A 20,607-nucleotide genomic window follows, 5' to 3' on the forward strand; every position below is an offset into this window, starting at 1 on the left:
GGACGTGCCGACCCGGGGGAGGCTCCGGGCTGAGATCTGGGAGGCCTGACATGCCGCTCACCTCTGCTCATGGACGTCGTGTGCGGCTGGTGTGGTGGCGGCCTACCGGTCGTGCAGCACCTTCGGGCGGGCGACGGGGACCACGGTGAGCAGGTCGTCCAGGCCCTTGAAGCCGTCGGGGTTGGTGGTGAACAGGGGCAGGTTCCGCGACGGCGATCGAGGCGATCATCAGGTCGGCGATGCGGTGCCGAGGCAGGCCTCCGGCGCTGACGACGGCGGCGCAGACGCGGCCGTAGACGCGGGCGGCTTCCGCGTCGAAGGGGATGGGATCGAACTCGTTCTCGGCGCGCTGGAGGATGTCCGTGCAACGGGCGCGCTCGGCGTGTTCAGGGTGACAGCGGTGATGGCCGGCTCGGCGGGCAACTCCTCTGGGTCGAGCCACTTGCGCAGGATCATGATGTTGGTGTCGAGGAGCCCCTGCTGGTACGCGACGGGCTGGTGCTCACCGGGCATAGCGGTACGCCTTCTCCTGCTTGGCGGTGGCGTCCTGGTCGGCGCGGAGGCGTCCAGGGAGACGTCGGGGGCAGAGCGGGACATGGCGGCGAACTCCCCGCGCGGGACAAAGCGCCTACGGCCGCGCAGAGGGATCAGCTCGCCGATGCGGTGACCGTCGCGGGTGACGGTGAAGGACCGGCCGCTTTGGACGGCGTCCATGATCTCTTTGGAGCCGTCCTGTGCTACGGGGTGCCACCCTGTAGCACTCGGTGCTCCGGTGAGGTCGACGGATCTGGCGTCCCTCACTCTGCGGAAGCGGTTGAATACCGGTGTGGCACGGAAAGTGGCGGGATTCGGCGAGGGCGATCTGCGGACGCTGGCCGGAGCCCGGTCCTTCGAGCGGGGGCTGGGGTATCTGGACGCAGTGACTGGTCTGGAGGTGGGGGACACCTCGGTCACCGCCGTCGTGCACGGCACCGATGTCTACGAGGTGGAGCTCGCCCTTGGCGGGGGCGCCGGGATCTCCGGGTGGTGCGACTGCCCGTACGGGCAGGAAGGCAACTTCTGCAAGCACTGCGTGGCGGTGGGGCTGACCGTTCTGCGGCAAGCGGAGGCGATCCCGCGCCGGCGGGCCGCTGCCAGGGCCCGGGCCGTGGGGCTGGAGGAGTGGCTGGAGGGGCTGTCCCGTGATGAGCTTGTCGCGCTGGTACGGGAGCAGATTGCCGGGGACCGGGAGCTGCGTCGGCGTCTGGAGCTGCGGGCAGCGGCCGCGCATTCGGACCTGGGCACGATCCGGGAGCGGGTCCTGGCACTGGTCGATCCGCGGTCCTTCGCCCGGTACGGGTACGTCGGGTACGCGGACGCCCTCGGGTATGCGCGGCAGGTCGAGGAGGCGGCGGACGCGCTGCGAGCCCTGGCCTCCGGCAAGCATGCGGCGCAGGCGGTCGATCTGGCCGAGGAAGCGATCCGGGTGCTCGGTGAGGCATATGGGGAGATCGACGACTCGGATGGCGTGGTCGGGCAGGCCGCCACCGCGGTGGCCGAGGCCCACCTGGAGGCGTGCCAAGCGGCGCGGCCGGATCCGGAGCGGCTGGCCCAATGGCTGGTCGGTCAGCTGCTCGGTGACGGGAACGATGCGACGGACTTCGATCCGCTCGACTACGCCCACGTGCTGGGGTCGGCCGGGCTGGCCCGCCTGCGGCACCTGGCGGCCGAGGCGCGCCGGCGCAGCCCGAACGGTTGGGCGGAGCAATACCTTTTGGAACGCCTGGTCAAGGCGGAGGGCGACGTGGACGCGCTGGTCGCCCTGTATGCGAAGGACCTGGTCCCCTCCGGCGCCACGCATGTGCGCATCGCCGAGGAACTCGAGGCCGCGGACCGCGCGGACGAGGCGCTTGCGTGGGCGGAGCGCGGACTGCGGGACACCGCCGAGGAGGCGCATGTCGACGGCCGCTTGGCCGATTACGTGTATGCCCGCTACAAGTCGGCGGGCCGGATGGCCGAGGCGGTCGCGGTCCGCCGGGACCGGCTCCTGGCCGAGCGGTCTCTCGCCGCCTACCAGCAGTTGCGTGCCGCCGCGCGGACGGCGGACTGCTGGGAGACCGAGCGGGACGCGGCGCTGGCCGTCCTGCGCGAGGGTGCTCACCGGGAGCACGGCGGCTGGTACGGCGGGCCCGTGCTGATCGACGCTCTGCTCGACGACGGCGACCTGGACGCCGCCTGGCGGGAGGCGGCCGATGGTGCCGACGACCGGCAGTGGCAGCAGCTCGCGGACCACTTGCGTGAGATCCGCCCGGCGGATGCGCTCGCGGTTTACTTGCGGCTGGTCGAGCCCTTGAAGGAGCCGACAGGGGATCGGGTCTACGAGCGGATGGCGCGGCTGTTGCTCGATGCCCGCGCCTGCCACCAGGCCCTGGGGACCGAGGACGAGTTCAGCGCGTATCTCGCAGAGCTGCGGGCGGAGCTGAAGCGCAGGCGCAAGCTGATGACCCTCCTCGACCGGCACGGGCTGTGAATCCTGTCGCCAGAGGGCGAGTCCGGGGCAGTCTGCGTGAGCCCGGACGGCCCTGGACCCAGGACCGCATGGGCGGGCCAGTACCTCTTGCTGGGAGGCAGCAGGCCGAGGAGGACGACCGTGCCGCCACGGCGCACCCGCTCGACACAGGCCCGCAGGCTCGCCGGCGTGCCGGACGCCTCGACGGCGATGTCGAGCGGGTCCGTCCAATCGGCGTTGGCGGGCTTGTCGGCGCGGGCCGTGGTGGTGGCCCCCGAAGCCGCGGCGATGCGCAGCGGGGCATCGAGAAGGTCGCCTACGACCATCTCGGCGGCGCCCTGGTGACGCAGGACCGCGGTCACCAGGCAGCCGATCTGCCCGGCCTCGGTTACCAGCACCCGCTTGCCCCCACGCCACCGGCCCGCCGCACGGCATGCAGGGTCACCGACAGCGGCTCGGCCAACACCGCCCGGTCCAGGGCGAGTCCGGGCGGCAGCACGCGAATCCGCGCGGCGGGCGCGGTGACGGTCCGGGCGAAGCCGCCCTGGACATGCGGGGTGCGGGCGGCACTGCCGAGGTAGCGGGTGTGCGCAGATGTTGCGCCGGCCCGCGGAGCACTCGGCGCACCGGTCGCACGGGGCGGCCGGATGGACGGCCACCGAAGTGCCACAGCGGGTCCCGAGGTGTCCGGCCCGAGGGCGGCGACGGGGCCGACGATCTCGTGGCCGAGGACCATCGGCTCACGGACGGCGAAGTCACCGACCCGGCCGTGGCGGTAGTAGTGCAGGTCGGATTTGCGGATCCCGCCGAGGGCGACGGTGACCGCGATCTCACCGGCGCCGGGATCGTCGTACGGCCGCTCCTCGATCCGTAGATCGCGGGTCCGTGGACGACACACGCCTACATGGGGTTCCTAGAGGTCGCAGGGTGGGTTCACAGTCACAGGACGGAGAGCATGCCGCCGTCGACGGACAGCACCTGTCCGCCCACGAAGTCGGAGGCGGGGGAGGTGAGGAAGATCAGCGCGCCGACGAGGTCGCCGACCTCGCCCCAGCGCCCGGCCGGTCCGACCCCGGACCCAGGCGCTGAACTCGTCGTCGGCGACGAGCGCCGAGGTTCGGTGTCGAAGTAGCCGGGGCCGATGTCGTTGACCTGGATGCCGAGCGGGCCGAGGTCGGCGCACATGCCCTTGGTGAGCATCTTCAGGCCGCCCTTGGTGGCCGAGTAGGGGGCGATGCCGGGGCGGACCGCCTCGCTCTGGAGCGAGCAGATGTTGACGATCTTGCCGTGGCCGCGGGGCGCCATCCGCCGGGCGACCTCGCGGCCGACGAGGAACGCGCTGGTGAGGTTGGTGGCGAGCAGCCGATGCCAGTCCTCGTCGGCGAAGTCGAGGAGCGGGGCGCGGTGTTGGACGCCGGTGTTGTTCACGAGGATGTCGATCGGGCCGACCTCGTCCTCGACGCGTGCGACGCCCGCGGAGACCTCCGCCGAGTCGGTGACGTCGAAGGCGGTCGTGCGGACCAAGTCCCCGAAGCCGGCGGCGAGTTCCTGGCGGGCCGTTTCGAGGGCCGTGGTGTCCCGGAGATGTCGAAGAGGCGGTGGCTCATACGCGTACCTTCGCGGGGGAGGCCGGGGTGCCGGGCAGCGGGGTGCGGGCGGGGTGGCCGGACAGGACGTCCAGGATGTTATCGACAGCGAGGTCGACCATGGCGGCCCGGGTGGACTCTGTCGCCGAGCCGATGTGGGGGAGCGTCACGATGTGTTCCTCCGCCACCAGCGGGGACAATTCCCGTCCCATCGGCTCGCGTTCGTACACGTCGAGCCCGGCGGAGTGCAGCCGGCCCGACCGCACGGCGTCCAGCAGGGCCGCCTCGTCGACGACACCGCCGCGGGCGGTGCTGACGAGGGTGGCCGTGGGCTTCATGGCGGCCAACTCCCGTACGGAGACGAGGTGTCGGGTCTCCTCGGTGAGTGGTACGTGCAGCGAGACAACGTCCGACTCGGCCAGCAGTGTCGCCAGGCCCACCGCCGTGGACAGGTCGTCGTCGGCGATGGCGTACGGGTCGTGGTGCAGCACGCGCATGCCGAAACCCCGGGCGCGGCGGGCCACCGCGCGGCCGATCTGGCCGTAGCCGATCAGGCCGAGGGTGGCGCCATGGACGTCGAAGCCCAGGTAGTCGTCCATCCGGAAGACGTCCCAGGAGCCCGCGGCGAGACTCGCGCCCGCGGCCGGGAGACGGCGGCGGGCGGCCAGGATCAGGGCGAACGTGAGGTCGGCGGTGGTCTCCGCGAGCACCCCCGGGGTGTGGGTGACCACGATGCCGCGCTCGGCCGCGGCGGCCCGGTCGACGTTGTCGAAACCCATGCTCGCCAGCGCGACGACCTCCAGTGCGGGACCGACGGCGTCCATCAGCGCGGCGTCGACGGGGTCGTTGCCCAGGGCCAGGATCGCGTCGACGCCCGTTGCCAGCCCGGCGAGTTCGGTGGGGGTGGGCTTGTCGCTCCCCGTCCAGGCGGCCACGTCCGCCGCCTCGGACAGCCGGGCCGGGCCGTGACCCGGCAGATTCCCACGGGTGAGGAGTACACGCTTATTCACGCGGATATTCATGCAGAGGACGGTAATCACGACACGCGACGGCAACAAATAGCGGTTCGATGTGACGTTATTGATTCTGTTTATCGTCCGGCCCGTTTCGGGCGGGCGCCTCGAATGCGGTGACCAGTTCCAGGAAAAGATCGTGCACGGCCAGCGCGGGTTCGGAAAGCGGCTGGTTGTCCGAGGTCACCATGGAAAGCTGTACCCGGATCACCGGATCCACGATCCGCCGCACCACCAGCGAGCGCAGATCGAGGATCGCCCGCGCCGCCGACCAGGGCAGCACGGTCGCCCCGAGATCCGCGTCCACGGCGTTCACCAGGGTCAGGGCGGACTCCACCTCACCGACCACCCGCGGCCTGAGCGAGGCCTGCCGGAAGGCGGAGTCCACCACCTGCCGGACCGTGTGGATCCGGCTCGGCAGCAGCAACGGCACCTCCGCGAGCTCCTCCAGACTCACCTCGCCCTCCCCGTCCGGCACCGCGCCACCGGGCGCGCCGATCAGGAACAGGTCCTCCGAACGCACCGGTTCGAACTGCACACCCCGCAGCGGACCGGCACCGTAGATGAACGCCATGTCCATCCGCCCGGTCATGATCGCCTCACTGATCACACCGCCGAAGTTCTCGTTGACGTGCAGCAGGATGTCCGGATACCGCTCGCGCACGCTCTTGAGCAGCGGCAACGCGAGCGCCGCGCCCATGCTGTACGGCGCGAGCCCCACCGACACGCCGCCCGCGGGGGCCCGGCCCGAGACCTCCACGGCGGCGTGCGCCAGGTCCACCTGCCTCAGGATCAACTGGGCATGCCGGTACAGCGCCCGCCCGGCCTCCGTCGGGGCGACCCCGCGCTTGCTGCGGATCAGCAGCTGCTGACCGAACTGCGCCTCCAGCGCCGACAGTTGCTGGCTCAGGGCGGGCTGCGCGATGTGCAGGATGTCGGCCGCGCGCGTGATGCTCCCCGCGTCGACGATCTTGATGAAGGAGTAGAGACGTCTGGTGTCCATGCGCGGGCCCTCCGGTCGAGCGGAGCCTCATCGTAGGGAGCCACGGGCGCGAGCGGTGTCATAGCGGTCCGCGATAACGCCACAGCGAACCCGTATTGGTGGCCGGATGAGCGGCGCACTACGTTGTGGGAAACCCAGCGAAGACGCCGGTGGTCCTTTTCCTTTCGAATCTCCCTTTCCTGGAGGGCGTCATGACGCGCTTGGTCGATCTCGTGGCCGATCTCGGCGAGGGATTCGGTGCCTACACGATGGGCGACGACGAAGCGCTCCTGGAATTGCTGACCTCCGCCAATGTCGCCTGCGGATTCCACGCGGGCGATCCGCGCATCATGGACGCCACCGTCCGGACCTGCGTCGAGAAGCGGGTGGCCGTCGGCGCCCATCCCAGCTTTCCCGACCTCGCCGGCTTCGGCCGCCGCGCGATGGACCTGACGCCGGACGAGGTTCGCACGGACGTGCTGTACCAGGTCGGCGCGCTCCAGGCGTTCGCCGTCGCGCACGGCACCCGGGTGCGGCATGTCGCCCCGCACGGCCGCCTGGGCAACCTGGTCGCCGTACGCGCCGACTACGCGGAAGCCGTCGTGGACGCCGTCGCCGCGCTGGACGAGTCGCTGATCGTCCTCGCGCAGGACGGCGAACTCGCCGACGCCGCACGCAAGCGAGGACTGCGCGTGGGCATTGTGGGCATCGCCGACCGCGCCTACCGCGCGGACGGCACCCTCGTGCCGCGCTCCGAACCCGGCGCCGTCATCCACGACCCGGACGAGATCGCCCTGCGGACCGTACGGATGGTCACCGAAGGCGTCATCCGCAGCGTGGACGGAACGGACGTACCGATTGCCTGCGACACCGTCCTCCTGCACGGGGACACCCCCGGAGCGCTCGCGCTGGCCCGCCGGGTCCGCGAGCAACTCCTCGCGGCAGGCGTCGAGTTCGCCCGGCTGGACGACGTAGTGAGCGGCGAGGGGGTCCGCGGGTGAATGCCCACCTCACCCTCACCGACTGCGGCGACTCCGCCCTCGTCGCACGGGCAGTGGGCCTCGACGCCGAGCGTTCCTGGCGGCTCGTCCACGGCTTGGCCGACGCCCTGGACGCCGTAAGGCTCCACGGTGTGCACGGCCTGGTGCCCACCTACGACGCCCTGCTCGTGGAGTTCGACTGCGCCGACATCGACCACGACACCGTCCGCCGCGTCCTGTGGCACGAGGCCCGCCGCCTCGGCACCCACCCCACGACGGCCGTAGAGCCCCGGCGCTTCCTCGTCCCCGTCGTCTACGGCGGCGCGTTCGGCCCCGATCTGCCCGAGGTCGCCGCCCAACTCGGCCTGACCGAGCGCGAGGTGGTCGAGCTGCACTCCGGGTCCGATCTCACCGTGCGCTGCCTCGGCGCGCCCGCCGGGTCGCCCATGATGGACGGACCGCCCTTCCCGGCACCCGTGCCGCGCCTGGCCTCGCCCCGCACCCGGGTCGACGCCGGTGCGGTCGCCGTCGCCGGCCGGCAGGCGGTGATCTGCCCGATGCCCTCGCCCGGCGGCTGGCCACTCCTCGGCCGGACCCCGGTCCGCGTCCTCGACCTGCACGACGACCCGCTCACCCCGTACCGGCCCGGCGACACCTTCCGCTTCGTGCCCATCGCCCCGGACCAGTGGGACGACCTCGTGGACGTGCCCCTGGCGGCCTGCCATGGCTGACACCCTCACCATCCGCACCGCGGGCCACGTCACCGTGCAGGACCTCGGCCGCGTCGGCCGCTCCCAGCACGGCCTGCCCGTCAACGGAGCCCTCGACCAGTACTCGGCACGCGTCGCCAACGTCCTGTGCGGCAACGACGAACGCGTCCCGCTGCTGGAAATCACCGCCCTCGACTTCGCCTGCACCCCCTCCGCTGACATCCTCGTCGCCGTCACCGGGGCACCCGCGCGACTGACCGTCAACGGCAGCGCCCGCTCCCAGTGGGAGCCGGTCTCCGTCCGGGCCGGGGAGACGCTCCGCGTCACCGACATCCGCGTCGGGCTGCGCGTCTACCTCGCCGTGCTCGGCTCCTTCGACGCCGACTACCTCCAGGGCAGCTGCGCCCCGGACACCGTCCTGGGCTTCGGCCCCGCCCTGCGCGCCGGTGACACCCTCACCCTGCGCACGGCCTGCCCGCCGCTGGACCACCCCTACTCCCGCATCCCGCTCTTCCGGCTGCGGGCCCCGGCCGCCCCGTTCACCGACGGCTGGACCATCGACGTCACCGACGGCCCCGACCGGGCCGAGTTCGGCGACAGCGCCTCCCGCCTGTACGACACCCCGTACACGGTGAGCCCGCAGAGCAACCACATCGGCCTGCGGCTGCGCACCGACACCCCGCTGCCCCGCCGCACCACCGGCGGCGAGGTCCTCTCCCGCGGGGTGCCCGTCGGCGCCGTCGAAGTGCCCACCGGGGACGAACTCCTCGTCCTGCACCGCGGCCGGGGCGTCACGGCCGGCTACCCCGTCCTCGCCGTGGTCACCGCCACCGGACTCGCCGCCCTCGGCCAGGTCCGGCCCGGCCAGACCGTCCGCTTCCGCCACCGCACCCTCGGCCAGGCGGTCGCCGCCCACCGCGCCCGGCGCACCGCGATCGACGCCCTCGCGGTCCGCGTCCGCACCGCCTTCGTCACCCTCCGCATTCCCGTCCCCGTCGGCAGCTGAAGCCCAGCCGCCTCCCCGAAAAAGGCCCGCCCGCACCGAGCCGAGCCCCCTCATCCCCGCCCTGCACACGTCAGGAGACGCCATGAGCACCGTGGCCGCCGCTCAACCCGTTCCCAACACCGTCGACCCCAGAACAGCCCGGAAGATCACCCTCGCCGGCTGCGTCGGCATCTTCGCCGAGCTCTACGACAACGGCATCTTCGGCTTCATGGCCGGCACACTCGCCGCCGTCTTCTTCCCCGGCTCCGAGAACGCCGTCCAGCTCGTCTTCCTCGGCTACGCCGTGTCGTTCTTCTTCCGCCCCCTCGGCGGCGTTATCTGCGGCCACCTCGGCGACCGCATCGGACGCCAGCGGATGCTGGTCTTCGTCATCCTGCTGATCAGCGCCGCCACCGCGTGCATCGGCATCCTCCCCACCTACGCCAGCATCGGCATAGCCGCCCCCGCACTCCTCATCCTGCTCCGCGTCGCCCAGGGCTTTTCCGTCGGCGGCGAGGCCTCCGGCGCGATGAGCTTCCTCGCCGAACACGCCCCCGAGGGCCGGCGCGGCCTCTACACCAGCTACGCCCAGATCGCCTCCTTCCTCTCCCTGCTCACCGGCACTCTGATCGCCGCCGCCATGACCAGCGGGCTCGGCGCCGAGCGCATGGAGTCCTGGGGCTGGCGCATCCCGTTCCTGCTCGCCGTCCCGCTCGGCGTCACCGGCATCTACATCCGCAAGCGCATCAGCGACACCCCCAACTTCACGCGCCTCCAGGAAGAGGGCGGTCTGTCGAAGAACCCCCTCAAGGAGGCCTTCTCCTCCGCCGAACACCGCCGCGCGATGCTGCTGGCCCTGTTCATCCCCCTGATGAACGGCTCCGGCTACTACGTCCTGTTCAGCTACATGCCCACCTTCATGAGCACCGAGCTGGGCTTCAGCAAGGTCCAGGGCCTCCTCGTCACCGCCTCCAGCCTGGTCGTCATCTGTCTGGCCATCCCGTACATGGGCCGCCTCTCCGACCGCCTCGGCCGCAAGAAGGTCATCGCCGGTGCCGCGATCGGCATGGCCGCCGTCGCCGTCCCCTGCTACCTGCTGATCGGCACCGGCAGCGTCCCGCTCGCCGTCCTCGGTGCCTGCCTCATGGCGGCCGTGTTCGCCGGACACACCGGCGTCATCCACATCCTGCTCGTCGAACTCTTCCCGACCCGGGTCCGCTACTCCGCCTACGGCCTCGGCTACAACGTCTCCGCCGCCCTCTTCGGCGGCACCGCCCCGCTGCTGATGACCTACCTCATCGACCGCACCGGCGACGTCCACATGCCGGCCTACTACGCCGTCCTGACCGCGCTCGGCACCCTCCTCGCCGTCTCACGGATCACGGACCGCGCCCACCTGCCCCTGCGCGACGCCTGACCGCCCGCACACAAAGCCCCCCACACCCCCTTCGGAAACCAAGGAGCACCCGCATGCCCATCTCCGACTACAGGACCGCTCTCGTCACGGGAGCGTCCACCGGAATCGGAGCCGTGGTCGTGGAACGCCTGGCCAAGCGTGGACTCGAAGTCCACGCCGTGGCCCGCAACGCCGAACGACTCCAGGCCCTCGCCGACGCCACCGGCTGCGTCCCGCACGCCGTCGACATCACCGACACCGAGGCGCTGACCGCCGTACTGGACGGCCTGGAGATCGACGTGCTCGTCAACAACGCGGGCGTCTCCCGCACCGGCAACATCCTCACCGCCGACGAGTTCGCCGTCGACGAGCAGATCGCCGTCAACATCCAGGCCGTCCTGCACCTCGTCCGTCTGCTCATGCCCGGCATGGTGGAGCGCGACCTCGGCCACATCGTCAACATCAGCTCCATCGCCGGGGTCTACAACTTCGGCGGCAACACGATCTACCACGCCACCAAGGCGGCCGTGCACACCCTCTCCCGCCAGCTCCGGGTCGACGGCTACGGCAAGCGGCTCCGCGTCACCGAGATCTGCCCCGGCCGCGTGGAGACGGAGATCTTCGGCCGGCTCCTCGGCGACATGGAGGAAGCGCAGCGGCAGTTCTACGACGGCTACGAGTCCCTCAAGCCCGAGGACATCGCCGACGCCATCGAGTTCGCCGTCGACTCGCCCCGGCACGTCAACATCGGCCACATCGAGATCCTGCCCACTTTCCAGGTCCCCGGCGGCCTCAACTTCGAACGCCGGGAGGGCTGATGGGCACGACCACGGCCAAGAGGGTCCGCCGGATCAGCCCCTCGCCGAGCGTCGCGGCGGCCCAACGCGTCCGCGAACTCAAGGCCCAGGGCCTGCGCATCCTCGACCTGACCGTCGGCGAGCCCGACTTCGACACCCCGAGCACGTGAAGGCCGCCGCGATCCGGGCCATCGAGACGGGCGAGACCAAGTACACCCCGGTCAACGGCACTCCGGCCCTGCGCACCGCGATCATCGACCGGCTCCGGCGCCGCCACGGCCTCGCGTACACCGACGCGCAGATCACCGTCGGCGGCGGGGCCAAGCAGGTCATCTTCCTCGCCCTGACGGCCACGCTGGACGAGGGCGACGAGGTCGTGATCCCGGCCCCGTACTGGGTGTCGTATCCCGACATGGTCCGCGCCAACGACGGCACGCCCGTCATCGTCGACTGCCCGGAGTCGGACGGCTTCAGACTGACCCCGGACCGCCTGTGCGCGGCCCTCACCGACCGCACCCGCTGGGTCGTCCTCAACACCCCGGGAAACCCCACCGGGTCGGCTTACACCACCGGCGAACTCCGGGCCCTCGCCGAGGTGTTGCTCGACCACCCGCACGTCAGCGTCCTCACCGACGAGATCTACGACGAGATCTGGTACGACGACTGCGCCCACCCCTCGCTGGCAGCCGTCGAACCCCGCCTGGCCGACCGGGTGTTCCTCACCAACGGCGTGTCCAAGACGTACGCCATGACCGGCTGGCGCATCGGCTACGGCGTGGGCCCCGCCGACCTGGTGGCCGCGATCAACACCCTCCAGTCGCAGCTCTCCTCCTGCCCGTCCTCCGTCAGCCAGGCCGCTGCCGCCGCCGCGCTGGCGGGCCCGCAGGACTTCGTCCGGGAGACCGTCGAGGTATACCGCGCCCGACGTGACACCACCGTCAAACTCATCGGCGAGACACCGGGGTTGAGCTGCACCACTCCGAGCGGCGCCTTCTATCTCCTGGTCAACTGTCAGCCGTACATAGGCAGGTTCACCCCGGCGGGCACCCGGATCGAGAACGACGAGGACTTCACCGGCCACCTCCTGGAGGACCAGCAGGTGGCGGTGATCCACGGCTCCGCGTACGGCGCCCCCGGCTACTTCCGCATCTCGTTCGCCACTTCCACGGAGATCCTCACCGAAGCCTGCGCACGGATCACCGCCGCCTGCGCCACCCTGTCCGAGAGGCCGTCATGATCCGAGTCAGCACCAAGTTCGACCGCCCCGCCCCGGAGCTCGTCGAGCGCCTCGGCGCGTACTCCTCGGCGACCATCCACGAGGCCCAGGGCAGGCTGGGAGCGCTGGACTCGACCATCAAGCCGGTGGACCACAGCATGTCCGTCTGCGGCCCCGCCTTCACGGTCCAGTGCGCGCCCCGCGACAACCTCATGCTCCAGACCGCCATCGCCTACGCCCGCCCTGGCGATGTCATCGTCGTCTCCGCCGGCGCCTACCGGGAGGCCGGATCCTTCGGCGACGTCCTCGCCAACGCCTGCCAGGCCAAGGAGATCGCGGGCCTGGTCACCGACACCGGCGTCCGGGACACCGAGGACCTGCGGGCCTTGGGCTTCCCGGTCTTCTCCTACAGCGTCTGCATCAAGGGCACGGTGAAGGAGACCGTCGGCCCGATGTGCGAGCCCGTCACCGTCGGCGGCCAGCTCGTCCGCCCCGGCGACGTGATCCGCGCGGACGCCGACGGTGTCGTCGTCGTACGCCGAGAGGACGCCGCGGAAGTAGCGGTGGCGTCCCAGGAGCGAGTCGACGCCGAGGAGGGCTACATATCCGCCTACCGAGCGGGCAGCACCGTCATCGACATCTGCAAGCTGACACCGCTCCTGGCGGCGAAGGGCCTGGTGATCGACGAGGAGTGAGGGGAGACCGCCCAGCCGTCCGTTTTGGCCAGGCACTTCAGACGATGCGCGCACTCGACGGCCATGGCCTCGGTGTGAGGTTCGCCCGAGATGCGGAGTGTGTTGACAGAGGGGCGGATGGCTCTCATAAGAGGATTTCCCATGCTGCGGTGCAGGTCACCATCGTCAATTCCTCCCACCAGCACTGGACGAGCCCACTGTCCAAGCCTGTTTCGATGGGCGGAGCCCGGCGAGGGCACCTCGACCTCCAGGGCGGGCGGCCGCACGGCGTGATGATGCCGATCCACTGGGCGACCTTCAAACAGGCGACCCACCCCTGGGCGGAGCCCGGCGAGGGCACGGTCGCGGCCGCCCACGCGACCGGCTCCCACATCGCTGTACCCTGCGCGGGAGAGCCCTTCGAGCCACGGTGGATCGGACGGGGGGCCGGAGACGGTTTCCGCGGGCTGAGGCCTCGTAGACGAAGGTTGCCATGGGACTGGGGCAGGCCGTCACCGTCGGCGTCGATCTGGCCGCGAGTGCACGGCGTACCGCTGTGTGCCGGGCGGTCTGGGGTGACGAGGGCGGCCTGGCCGTGGAGTTTCCCGTGCCGGACGGGGACGAGGAGCTGCTGGCGCTCGTCCGGGACGCCGACAAGACGGGGCTCGACTGTCCGCTCGGGTGGCCGTCCGGCTTCGTGGCGACCGTGCTGGCCCACCACCAGGGTGTACGGCTGCCGGTTCCGGAGCGGTTCGAGGGGCGGGCGGACGGCAGGGCCGGGCTCGACCCGCTGCGGTTCCGGCTGACCGACGACCTCACCTGGAAGGCGACCGCCATGCGGCCGCCACTGTCGGTCTCCACGGACCTGCTGGGCGTGGTCGCCCTGCGCGCGGCCCGGCTCCTGGACGTCCTGGAGGCGACCGGCGTCGAGGTGCCCCGGGACGGGTCCGGGCCGGTCGCCGAGGTGTATCCCGCGGCCGCCCTGCGGTTGTGGGGGATCCGTCCGGCCCGCAGCTACAAGAACGCCGCACCCGAAGCCCGCGAAGTGCGCGAGCACATCGTCGGGGCGATCGAGGCGGGCCTCGGACTGCCCCTGACCGAGCCCGTGCGCGACCGGTGCGTCGACAGCCACGACCACCTGGACGCCCTGGTCTGCGCCCTGGTCGCCCGAGCCGTCATGGTCAGGAACACGCGGTGGCCGCAGACGGCGGGCGAGCGCTCGGCGGCCGGACAGGAGGGCTGGATCCATCTGCCGACCGGGGACCTCGCGGTACTCAGAGCGCCTGGGGACCGTCCACATTGAAGGTGGACTGCCCGGTCCCCGACCGCATGACGATGATGTCGGCCGGCCCGGACGTGGGGTTCCCCTCGCGGTGCACGGCGCCCTTCGGGACGTACACGAAGTCGCCGGGGCCGGCGTCCAGCGTGCGTGCGCCGTCCGGGCCGAACTCCATCCGCAGGGACCCGGTCAGGACGTAGATCACCGACTCGTACTCGCCGTGGTGGTGCCAGCCGGAGACCGCCCCGGCCTCGGTGCGGACGAACCCCGACCACGTGCCCTCGGTCGCGAACGCCTCCTGCCGGTTCATGCCCGGCGTGCTCGGCCCGGGCCTGCGGTCCCCGGGACGGGCGACGGCGACCTCGTCGTGTCGAGGGTCCATGACGGCTCCTTCCACTCCCCACCAGGCTAGCCGTGATCCCTCACCACCAGCAGGGATCCGTGATGTGATGGCGCCGTGAGCCGTGCCGCAGAGGAGAGCAACCGCCGTATGCTCCGGGCCCGGGACGCCATGGACCGTGCCTACGCCCAGCCGCTGGACGTGCCGGCCCTGGCGCGGATCGCGCACGTCTCCCCGGCCCACTTCACCCGCACCTTCCGCGCCACCTTCGGCGAGACCCCGCACCGCTACCTCCAGCGCCGCCGGGTCGAGCGTGCGATGTTCCTGCTGCGGGAGACCGACCGCAGCGTTACGGACATCTGCTTCGACGTCGGTTTCGGCAGCCCGGGCACCTTCAGCCGCACCTTCCGCGACATCGTCGGCCGTTCGCCCCGCGACTACCGCAAGGAGGCCGTGCCCGTGGACGTGCCCACCTGCTTCACCATGGCGTGGCTGCGGCCGGGCGCCTGACGGCCACCCGACAGAGCAGTTTTGGATAAGTTTTCGCAGGGCTCGGGCCGTAGCGTGATGAGCATGTTCACAGCCATCACGCACTCGCAGATCTACGTCCTCGACCAGGACGAGGCACTCGACTTCTACGTCGGCAAGCTCGGCCTGGAGGTCAACACCGACGCCGACCTCGGCATCATGCGCTGGCTCACCGTCAGCGTCCCCGGCCACCCCGACCGCGAGGTCCTGCTGGAGCGCCCCGGACCGCCGCGGCTGTCCGAGGAGACCGCGCAGCAGGTCCGCGAACTGCTCACCAAGGGCGCGACGGGCGGCTACCTCATCCTCGGCACCGACGACTGCCGCAAGACGTACGAGGCCCTCAAGGCCAAGGGCGTCGAGTTCACCGAGGAGCCCACCGAGCGGCCGTACGGAATCGACTGCGCGCTGCGCGACCCCTTCGGCAACAGCATCCGCTTCACCCAGCCGAAGGCGTGAGACGGGCTTCGCGGTTGACACGGAAAGTGACGTTCGGGGGATGACTCCGGAGGGCGCGAGAGGGTCCGAAACGGTCACGAGAGAGTGTGGACCGGACGGATATCGGCATCCGCCGAGGGCCGGGGAGCAATGGCTCCCCGGCCCTCGGCGTTTTCGGGTGACCGCTTCCGACCAGCTCTGATCGTTCTTTTGTCCAGCGGGACCGGTCGTCCGCTGGGTTTATCGGTCTGTCGTACGACGCCTCATACCAGAGCGGGACGCTGTGCGTGGGACTTTGTCAACTGCCCACCGCACATGATGCGTTGGCGACTACTGTGAGTGTCCATCGGGCAACGCCTGCCCGAACCGCGCAGCCCGCGCCCCAGGCACCGACGGACCAGTACGACGAGGACACCGATGTCTCACCTCCGCGCACCGGCCGCACGCGCAGACCGCCGCGAGGGCGGACGGCACGGACGGCCGGTCGTCCGCACCGTTCCCTCGCTGCCCGAGGCCCACATACGGCCCCAGCTGCTGCGGCTCGCCGTGCTGCCGCCCATCGCGGTCGCCCTGAGCGCCAGCGCCGCCGTGCTGTTCACGGTTCGCTCCACCGGAGCGCGGCCCGGCCTCATCCTGTGGGGCGTGCTCGCCGGCGCCTTCTCGGTGGCCCTGGCCGGCATCGTGATCGCGGCCGTGGCCGCCGACCGCGCCGCCAAGACCGTGAGCGACCGCGTCGGTGCCCTGCGCCGCAGCAGCGCCCGCGGCGAGGCCGACCTGCGTGCCCTCGTCGACGCCCTGCGCCAGGGCGAGGCCCCGCCCCAGCGCAAGCCGCGCAGCGGGCCGCCCGAGGGCGCGGACGACTTCGAGCTGCTCGCGGCCGACCTGGCCCGCGCGCACGACGGCGCCGTCACCGCCGTCGTACAAGCCTCCCAGCTCTCCAGCCAGGCGGGCAGCGAGCAGAAGCTGGAGGTCTTCGTCAACCTCGCCCGACGGCTGCAGTCCCTGGTGCACCGGGAGATCTCGATCCTCGACGAGCTGGAGAACGAGATCGAGGACCCGGACCTGCTCAAGGGCCTCTTCCACGTCGACCACCTCGCCACCCGCATCCGCCGCCACGCCGAGAACCTCGCCGTGCTCGGCGGGGCCGTCTCCCGTCGGCAGTGGAGCCACCCCGTCTCCATGACCGAGGTGCTGCGGTCCGCGATCGCCGAGGTCGAGCAGTACTCGCGGGTCAAGCTGGTGCCGCCGATCGACGGCACCCTGCGCGGCCACGCCGTGGCCGACGTCATCCACCTGCTGGCCGAACTCGTCGAGAACGCCACGGTGTTCTCCGCCCCGCACACCCAGGTCCTGCTCCGCGCCAACCTGGTCACCTCGGGGCTCGCGGTCGAGGTCGAGGACCGGGGACTCGGTATGCCCGTCGCCGAGCAGAAGAAGATGAACGCCCTGCTCGCCGACCCCGACCAGGTCAACGTCGCGAGCCTGCTGGCGGACGGCCGTATCGGACTGTTCGTGGTCTCGCAGCTCGCCCGGCGGCACGGCATCAACGTCCGGCTGCAGACCAACATCTACGGCGGGGTCCAGGCGGTGCTCGTCGTCCCGCAGGGGCTGCTGGGCTCGACGCCGGGCGTCCCCGGCGGCGCACCGCAGCCGCAGGGCGTGGCGGCACCGGTAGGCCGGCCGCGCCCCCAGGCCCCGGCCGGACCCGGCCCCGAGACGCTGAGCGGGCGACGCGTGGCGCCCCCACCATCCGCGCCGCGCCGAGGCGAGCGATGGGAGGACACCCGACACGGCGCTCCGACACCGAACGGAGCCGGCGCCTCTCCCAACGGGGCGGTACGGGGTGGCGCGGTGCCGAACGGCGGCATCCCGGGCGGCGCTGCGCCCAACGGGGTCGCACGGGGCGGCAGGGTGTCGAACGGCGGCAGGCCGGGTGGCGGTGCGCCCCATGGCACGGCAGGCGGCGGCACGGTGCCGAGCGGCGCTCCGTCCAACGGGACGGTACGGGGCGGCGCGCTGCCCAACGGCGGCCTGCCGGGTGGCGGTGCGTCCAACGGCCCGGTGCCTGATGGCGCGGTACCCAACGGCGGCCTGCCGAATGGCAGCTCGCCGGACGCGGCCGTACCGGGGGGCTCCATGCCCGGCGGAGCCATGACGGGCGGCGGTGCCTTTGGAGGCGGCGCGGGCAGGACGGCCGACGGCGGTGCGCCGGCCCCACTTCCCGTGCGTGGTCACCACGAGGAGCGGGCCAATCCGGCCGAGGCTCTGCCTGGTATCCGGCCCGACGACCGGCGGCTCGCCGTCGAGAACGCGGCCACCCCGCCCACGCCCCGCACCGGCCCGGTCCGCGGCACCATGGGCAAGCCCCAACTGCCCCGGCGCCGTGCCCAGGAACACATCGCACCCCAGCTGCGCGACGGCCCGGTGCCCCGCCAGGACTCCGAGTACCCCGCCGGCCACGACCCCGGCCTGATGGCGGCATTCCAGCGTGGCATCGGCCTGGCGGAGGCCCAGCAGCACCTGGAGGCGGAGGGCGAACTGACCGCGGAGACGCCGACCGCACACACCTCCGCGGCGCCCATGGAGTCAGGGCACATGGACGTGGGCCATGTGGGCCTGGGGCACATGGAGTTGGGGCACACGGATCCGGGACACATGGCGTCCGGCCCCTTGGATCGGGCCACGGATATGCCGTCGCCCCACATGGCCTCGCCCGACACAGCGTCCCCCCACATGTCATCCCCTCACATGTCGTCGAGCCACACGGAGTCGCTCCACATGGAGTCGCTCCACACTGACCTGCTCCACATGTCCACCCCGTCCCACCCCGACCGCACCCCCATGGATCCGGCCCACACAGGCTCCCTCCCCAGGATCCCGACCCCCCACCTGGACGCTCTCCACACGGACGTCACCGCCCACACCCCGCCGCACGGCATGGACGTAACCCCCATGGATCCGGCGCACATAGCCGAGGCGCGCCCCGCGGCCGCGCGCGGCATCGATCATCCCAACCGGCACGACGGGAGCGCACCAGCCGGATGAGCAGCCCAGTCACCACCCCCGCCCGCATCCCCGTCCGCACCCCCGCCCCGCCCCCACCGCTCCCGCAGACCTTCGTACCCCAAGGAGTCGATCCACCATGGCGAGCGAAGCGCCGACCGGCCATGTATCCGATCTCGACTGGCTGATGAGCGGCCTCGTGCAGCGCGTACCGCACACGACCAGCGCGGTACTCCTGTCCTGCGACGGGCTCGTGAAGTCGGTCCACGGCCTCGATGCGGACAGCGCCGACCACATGGCCGCGCTGGCCTCCGGCCTGTACTCCCTCGGTCGCAGCGCCGGCGTCCGGTTCGGCGACGGCGGGGACGTCCGCCAGGTCGTCGTCGAACTCGACTCGACCCTGCTGTTCGTGACCACCGCCGGCTCCGGCACCTGTCTCGCCGTGCTGGCCGGCCGCGAGGCCGACGCGGCCGTCCTCGGCTACGAGATGGCCATGCTGGTCAAGAGCGTCCGCCCCTACCTGGTCACCGCGCCCCGGCAGCACGCCGTCGAACCCACGGCGATGAGGCCTTGAGCGTGGCGGCGGTCGGCGACGGGCCCTGGCTCGACGACGCGGCCGGTCGGCTGGTGCGCCCCTTCACGGTCAGCAACGGCCGCACCCGGCCCACCATCGCGCTCGACCTCCTGTCGCACGTGATGGCCACCGGAGCCACCCCCCTCGGCTACCTCGGACCGGAGCACGCGCAGGCGCTCGACCTGTGCCGCGCGCCCGTCTCGGTCGCCGAGGTCGCCGCCCATCTGAAGCTGCCGGCCGTGGTCACCAAGGTGCTGCTGTCGGACCTCGTCGACTGCGGGGCGCTCACCACCAAGCCACCCGAGTTCCACCACAACCCGACTGACCGGGCCCTACTGGAGGCAGTGCTCGATGGACTACGACGACAGCTCTGACCCCTTCCCCACCGCACTCAAGATCCTGGTCGCGGGAGGCTTCGGAGTAGGCAAGACGACCTTCGTGGGCGCGGTCAGCGAGATCGCGCCGCTCAGCACGGAGGAGCTGCTCACCACGGTCAGCGCCGCGACCGACAGTCTCGACGGGATCGAGAACAAGGTCGAGACGACGGTGGCCATGGACTTCGGCCGCATCACCCTGGATCCGGAACATGTGCTGTACCTGTTCGGCACGCCCGGACAGGAGCGGTTCTGGTTCATGTGGGACGAGCTTTCCGAGGGTGCGCTCGGCGCGGTCATCCTCGCCGACACCCGGCGCCTGGAGGAGTGCTTCGCCGCCGTCGACTTCTTCGAGCAGCGTGGCCTCGGGTTCATCGTCGCCATCAACGAGTTCGACGGCTCGTACCGCTACGACCCCGAGGAGGTCCGCGCCGCCATCGACCTCGATCCGGCGATCCCGGTCGTGCGCTGCGACGCCCGGATCTCCAGCTCCGGCGTCCAGACCCTGCTGACCCTCGTACGGCACCTCATCGCCCACGCCCCGGCGCATGCGCCGAGCCACGGCGCCCACATGTGATCCCCGAACACCCGCCATGGAGTTGATATATGACCGACGTCCACAGTGACCGCCGATGAGGTACGACCCCGCGCGCCCGGCCGGTCGACTGCTGCTCACCCCCGAGGACAAGGAGGCACCCGCCCGCACTCGACGACTCGGCCAACTGCACCTGGGCGAACGCCCGGACCCGGACCTGGACGCCTACGCGGACCGGCTCGCCGAGCTGACCTGTGCGCCGTACGCCATGGTCAACTTCATCGACGAGAACCGGCAGTTCTTCGCGGGCCTGCACCTTCCCGACGTCGCACCGCCCGTCGTGAAGCCCGACGGCACCACTCCGGTGCTGGGCCGGGAACTCGCCCGCGACCACGGCTTCTGCCCCCATGTCGTGGTCCGGCGCAAGGCGCTGGTCCTGGAGGACGTGTGCGACTACCCGCGGTTCGCGGGCAATCCGGTCGTCGACGAGTTCGGTATCCGCTCCTACCTGGGCGCCCCGCTGATCGACAGCACGGGGATGGCGCTGGGCACGGTGTGCGTGACCGATGTGGAACCGCGGCCCTGGGGCAAGGCCGGTCTGGAGACCATCAAGGCGTCGGCGGCGGAGCTGGTGGCCCGGCTGGAGCGACGGGAGGCGGACGGGCTGCCGTTGCTCTGACGGCGGACGGCGCCACGTTGCTAGCCGACCGGT

General features: G+C 71.5%; 22 protein-coding genes and 4 pseudogenes. 18 read left to right on the forward strand and 8 right to left on the reverse strand.

Annotated features, from left to right (window positions below; all coding sequences use genetic code 11):
* Positions 1–102: 102 nt before the first annotated feature.
* Both ACQEWB_RS42575 and ACQEWB_RS42580 read right to left on the reverse strand, forming a co-directional pair.
* A pseudogene (locus tag ACQEWB_RS42575) lies at positions 103–513 on the reverse strand (type II toxin-antitoxin system VapC family toxin).
* Positions 503–714: pseudogene (locus ACQEWB_RS42580) on the reverse strand (prevent-host-death protein). Before ACQEWB_RS42580 ends, ACQEWB_RS42575 begins: the two co-directional pseudogenes overlap by 11 nt.
* 112 nt (positions 715–826) lie before the next feature.
* Here ACQEWB_RS42580 and ACQEWB_RS42585 point away from each other — a divergent pair.
* Complete coding sequence (locus ACQEWB_RS42585) at positions 827–2,509, forward strand: SWIM zinc finger family protein (protein WP_432840998.1); 1,683 nt, start codon at positions 827–829, stop codon at positions 2,507–2,509.
* 155 nt (positions 2,510–2,664) lie between these two features.
* Here ACQEWB_RS42585 and ACQEWB_RS42590 read toward each other — a convergent pair.
* The 5 genes and pseudogenes from ACQEWB_RS42590 to nac all read right to left on the reverse strand — a co-directional run.
* Positions 2,665–2,814, reverse strand: a pseudogene (locus tag ACQEWB_RS42590) (L-idonate 5-dehydrogenase); the annotation flags it as partial.
* Between the two features lie 62 nt (positions 2,815–2,876).
* On the reverse strand, positions 2,877–3,386 hold the full coding sequence (locus ACQEWB_RS42595) for an alcohol dehydrogenase catalytic domain-containing protein (protein ID WP_432841000.1): 510 nt from the start codon (positions 3,384–3,386) through the stop codon (positions 2,877–2,879).
* 41 nt (positions 3,387–3,427) lie between these two features.
* Positions 3,428–4,183, reverse strand: a complete 756-nt coding sequence (locus tag ACQEWB_RS42600) for an SDR family oxidoreductase (protein WP_432844311.1) — start codon at positions 4,181–4,183, stop codon at positions 3,428–3,430.
* On the reverse strand, positions 4,092–5,084 hold the full coding sequence (locus tag ACQEWB_RS42605) for a 2-hydroxyacid dehydrogenase (protein ID WP_432841002.1): 993 nt from the start codon (positions 5,082–5,084) through the stop codon (positions 4,092–4,094). The genes ACQEWB_RS42600 and ACQEWB_RS42605 overlap by 92 nt, the downstream gene beginning before the upstream one ends.
* 67 nt (positions 5,085–5,151) lie before the next feature.
* On the reverse strand, positions 5,152–6,090 hold the full coding sequence (nac, locus tag ACQEWB_RS42610; protein WP_432841004.1) for a nitrogen assimilation transcriptional regulator NAC: 939 nt from the start codon (positions 6,088–6,090) through the stop codon (positions 5,152–5,154).
* 191 nt (positions 6,091–6,281) lie between these two features.
* Between nac and ACQEWB_RS42615 the strand changes: the two genes are divergently transcribed.
* From ACQEWB_RS42615 to ACQEWB_RS42660, 10 genes and pseudogenes are all read left to right on the forward strand, one after another.
* The gene (locus ACQEWB_RS42615) at positions 6,282–7,070 is read left to right on the forward strand and encodes a LamB/YcsF family protein (protein ID WP_432841006.1); all 789 of its coding nucleotides are present in this window, start codon (positions 6,282–6,284) and stop codon (positions 7,068–7,070) included.
* Positions 7,067–7,780: a 5-oxoprolinase subunit B family protein gene (locus ACQEWB_RS42620; RefSeq protein ID WP_432841008.1), complete on the forward strand. Its 714-nt coding sequence runs from the start codon at positions 7,067–7,069 to the stop codon at positions 7,778–7,780. The genes ACQEWB_RS42615 and ACQEWB_RS42620 overlap by 4 nt, the downstream gene beginning before the upstream one ends.
* Positions 7,773–8,765 (forward strand): biotin-dependent carboxyltransferase family protein, encoded by a 993-nt coding sequence (locus tag ACQEWB_RS42625; protein ID WP_432841010.1) that lies wholly within the window; start codon positions 7,773–7,775, stop codon positions 8,763–8,765. Before ACQEWB_RS42620 ends, ACQEWB_RS42625 begins: the two co-directional genes overlap by 8 nt.
* Positions 8,766–8,847: 82 nt before the next feature.
* Positions 8,848–10,161 carry an MFS transporter gene (locus ACQEWB_RS42630; RefSeq protein ID WP_432841012.1) on the forward strand — a complete coding sequence of 438 codons (1,314 nt, stop codon included), beginning with the start codon at positions 8,848–8,850 and terminating at the stop codon, positions 10,159–10,161.
* A gap of 53 nt (positions 10,162–10,214) precedes the next feature.
* Positions 10,215–10,958 (forward strand): SDR family oxidoreductase, encoded by a 744-nt coding sequence (locus ACQEWB_RS42635; protein ID WP_432841014.1) that lies wholly within the window; start codon positions 10,215–10,217, stop codon positions 10,956–10,958.
* Entirely contained in the window at positions 10,958–11,107 is a 150-nt protein-coding gene (locus ACQEWB_RS42640; RefSeq protein ID WP_432841016.1) for a hypothetical protein, read from the forward strand. The genes ACQEWB_RS42635 and ACQEWB_RS42640 overlap by 1 nt, the downstream gene beginning before the upstream one ends.
* A complete protein-coding gene (locus tag ACQEWB_RS42645; protein WP_432841018.1) occupies positions 11,104–12,174 on the forward strand; it encodes an aminotransferase class I/II-fold pyridoxal phosphate-dependent enzyme in 1,071 nt (356 codons plus the stop codon). Before ACQEWB_RS42640 ends, ACQEWB_RS42645 begins: the two co-directional genes overlap by 4 nt.
* Positions 12,171–12,848 carry a 4-carboxy-4-hydroxy-2-oxoadipate aldolase/oxaloacetate decarboxylase gene (locus ACQEWB_RS42650; protein WP_432841020.1) on the forward strand — a complete coding sequence of 226 codons (678 nt, stop codon included), beginning with the start codon at positions 12,171–12,173 and terminating at the stop codon, positions 12,846–12,848. Before ACQEWB_RS42645 ends, ACQEWB_RS42650 begins: the two co-directional genes overlap by 4 nt.
* Before the next feature lie 230 nt (positions 12,849–13,078).
* A pseudogene (locus ACQEWB_RS42655) lies at positions 13,079–13,255 on the forward strand (MBL fold metallo-hydrolase); the annotation flags it as partial.
* A gap of 65 nt (positions 13,256–13,320) precedes the next feature.
* The gene (locus ACQEWB_RS42660) at positions 13,321–14,130 is read left to right on the forward strand and encodes a DUF429 domain-containing protein (RefSeq protein WP_432841022.1); all 810 of its coding nucleotides are present in this window, start codon (positions 13,321–13,323) and stop codon (positions 14,128–14,130) included.
* Here ACQEWB_RS42660 and ACQEWB_RS42665 read toward each other — a convergent pair.
* Positions 14,102–14,488: a cupin domain-containing protein gene (locus tag ACQEWB_RS42665; RefSeq protein ID WP_432841024.1), complete on the reverse strand. Its 387-nt coding sequence runs from the start codon at positions 14,486–14,488 to the stop codon at positions 14,102–14,104. The genes ACQEWB_RS42660 and ACQEWB_RS42665 overlap by 29 nt on opposite strands.
* A 75-nt stretch (positions 14,489–14,563) precedes the next feature.
* Here ACQEWB_RS42665 and ACQEWB_RS42670 point away from each other — a divergent pair, with 75 nt between their 5' ends.
* The 7 genes from ACQEWB_RS42670 to ACQEWB_RS42700 all read left to right on the forward strand — a co-directional run bounded on the left by ACQEWB_RS42670 (position 14,564) and on the right by ACQEWB_RS42700 (position 20,574).
* The gene (locus ACQEWB_RS42670; RefSeq protein ID WP_432841026.1) at positions 14,564–14,956 is read left to right on the forward strand and encodes a helix-turn-helix domain-containing protein; all 393 of its coding nucleotides are present in this window, start codon (positions 14,564–14,566) and stop codon (positions 14,954–14,956) included.
* A 63-nt stretch (positions 14,957–15,019) separates the two neighbouring features.
* Positions 15,020–15,430, forward strand: coding sequence for a VOC family protein (locus ACQEWB_RS42675; protein WP_432841028.1), 411 nt, complete (start codon positions 15,020–15,022; stop codon positions 15,428–15,430).
* A 396-nt stretch (positions 15,431–15,826) separates the two neighbouring features.
* Positions 15,827–18,454 (forward strand): ATP-binding protein, encoded by a 2,628-nt coding sequence (locus tag ACQEWB_RS42680; protein WP_432841030.1) that lies wholly within the window; start codon positions 15,827–15,829, stop codon positions 18,452–18,454.
* 97 nt (positions 18,455–18,551) lie between these two features.
* Complete coding sequence (locus ACQEWB_RS42685) at positions 18,552–18,986, forward strand: roadblock/LC7 domain-containing protein (RefSeq protein ID WP_432841032.1); 435 nt, start codon at positions 18,552–18,554, stop codon at positions 18,984–18,986.
* Between the two features lie 2 nt (positions 18,987–18,988).
* Entirely contained in the window at positions 18,989–19,360 is a 372-nt protein-coding gene (locus ACQEWB_RS42690; RefSeq protein ID WP_351469148.1) for a DUF742 domain-containing protein, read from the forward strand.
* The gene (locus ACQEWB_RS42695; RefSeq protein WP_099932743.1) at positions 19,338–19,937 is read left to right on the forward strand and encodes a GTP-binding protein; all 600 of its coding nucleotides are present in this window, start codon (positions 19,338–19,340) and stop codon (positions 19,935–19,937) included. The genes ACQEWB_RS42690 and ACQEWB_RS42695 overlap by 23 nt, the downstream gene beginning before the upstream one ends.
* Positions 19,938–19,992: 55 nt before the next feature.
* Positions 19,993–20,574, forward strand: a complete 582-nt coding sequence (locus tag ACQEWB_RS42700) for a GAF domain-containing protein (RefSeq protein ID WP_432841035.1) — start codon at positions 19,993–19,995, stop codon at positions 20,572–20,574.
* The last annotated feature ends 33 nt before the right edge of the window (positions 20,575–20,607 follow it).

Origin of the sequence: Streptomyces sp. CA-249302, assembly GCF_050936785.1 — a bacterium.
Lineage (GTDB): Bacteria > Actinomycetota > Actinomycetes > Streptomycetales > Streptomycetaceae > Streptomyces.